Genomic DNA, 1,666 nt, shown 5'->3' on the forward strand with positions numbered 1-1,666 from the left:
ATAGATGTATTCGGCAATCGGGGTGGAGCCGACGAAGCCGATGGACTGGATGACATCGTCGTGCAGGATCGCGTCGACGGCTTCCTTGTCGCCGTTGACCACCTGCAGGATGCCCTTGGGCAGGCCCGCTTCCTCGGCCAGTTCGGCCAGCATCAGCGGGACGGAGGGGTCACGCTCGGACGGTTTGAGGATGAAGGCATTGCCGCAGGCGATGGCGGGGGCGAACATCCACATGGGGATCATGGCCGGGAAGTTGAACGGCGTGATACCGGCAGTGACACCGAGCGGCTGGCGCATCGAATACATGTCGATGCCCGGGCCCGCGCTGTCGGTATATTCGCCCTTCAGAAGCTGCGGCGCGCCGATGCAATATTCCACGACCTCGAGCCCGCGCTGCACGTCGCCCGCGGCATCGGGCAGCGTCTTGCCATGCTCGCGGCTGAGCGCCTCGGCCAGCTTGTCCATGTCGCGGTTCAAAAGATCCACGAGCTTCATCAGCACGCGGGCGCGGCGCTGGGGGTTGGTGGCGGCCCATTTGGGTTGCGCCGCCTGCGCGTATTCGACGGCCTTGCGCACCTCGTCTTCGCTGGCCAGCGGGCATTTGGCCTGCACTTCGCCGGTGGCGGGGTTCATCACGTCGGCAAAACGCCCGGAGGTGCCCTTGACGTGTTCACCGTTAAGATAATGGGTCAGTTCCTTCATGGGGATCTCCTTCAAGATTTGGCGCAGGGTAACCTTGCAAAAAGTCAGATTGAAGGGGCAAGGTGACAAAACGGTTTTGCGTTTTTGCAAAGCATTCCCGGGGGCCAGCCCCCGGACCCCCGAAGTATTTCGGATCATGAGAAGAAAGGATGGTCATGGCGGAGAACTGGGACGATCTGCGACTTTTCATCGCCGTGGCGCGCGAACGCAGCCTGTCGGCGGCCGGAAAGCTGCTGGGGCTCGATCCGGCCACGCTGGGCCGGCGCATGACGCGGTTCGAGCAGCGGATGCAGACGGCGCTTTTTGCGCGTTCGCCACAGGGATACGCGCTGACGGAGGCGGGCGCGCAGCTGCTGGAGCGGGCGGAGGCGGTGGAGCAGGCGATGCGGCTGGCACGGGCCGGGGTGGCGCCCGCCAGCGACCGGCTGAGCGGCCAGATACGGATCGGCGCGCCGGACGGCTGTGCGAATTTCCTGCTGCCGCAGGTCTGCGCGCGCATTGTCGCCCTGCCGCGGGTCTTCAACCTGTCCCGGCGGGAGGCGGACATGGCCATCGGGGTGAGCGCGCCCACCGCCGGGCGTCTGCTCGTGCAGAAGATCACCGACTACCACCTGCATCTTGCGGGCTCCCGGCGATACCTCGACCGGCATCCGCCGATCACCAAGCTCGAAGACCTCGCCCGGCACCGGCTGGTGGGCTACATCCCCGACATGATCTTCGACCGTGAACTGGATTACCTGTCGGCGCTGGGGCAGTCGCGGGTGCCGTTGGCGTCGAACTCCGTTTCCGTCCAGTTGCAGATGATCCGGCAGGGGGCCGGGGTGGGGGTGGTGCATGATTTTTCGCTCCCGTCGGCGGGCGGGCTGCAACGCATCCTCACGCAGGCGGTTTCGCTTCGGCGGGCCTTTTACCTGATCCGGCACGAAGACGACCGGCGCGACCCGCGGCTCGGTCGTTTTGCCGA

At 65.6% G+C, this 1,666-nt stretch carries 2 protein-coding genes; one reads left to right on the forward strand and one right to left on the reverse strand.

Annotation, left to right across the window (positions count from 1 at the left end; genetic code table 11):
- The coding region (locus tag A3728_RS13665) for an aldehyde dehydrogenase family protein (protein ID WP_150120799.1) at positions 1 to 702 on the reverse strand (702 nt) is incomplete at its 3' end.
- 155 nt (positions 703 to 857) lie between these two features.
- On the opposite strand from A3728_RS13665, the gene A3728_RS13670 reads away from it, so the two are divergent.
- On the forward strand, positions 858 to 1,666 hold an 809-nt coding region (locus A3728_RS13670), incomplete at its 3' end, for a LysR family transcriptional regulator (RefSeq protein WP_067924737.1).

The organism is Sulfitobacter sp. HI0040, from assembly GCF_001634885.1.
Taxonomy (GTDB): domain Bacteria; phylum Pseudomonadota; class Alphaproteobacteria; order Rhodobacterales; family Rhodobacteraceae; genus Sulfitobacter.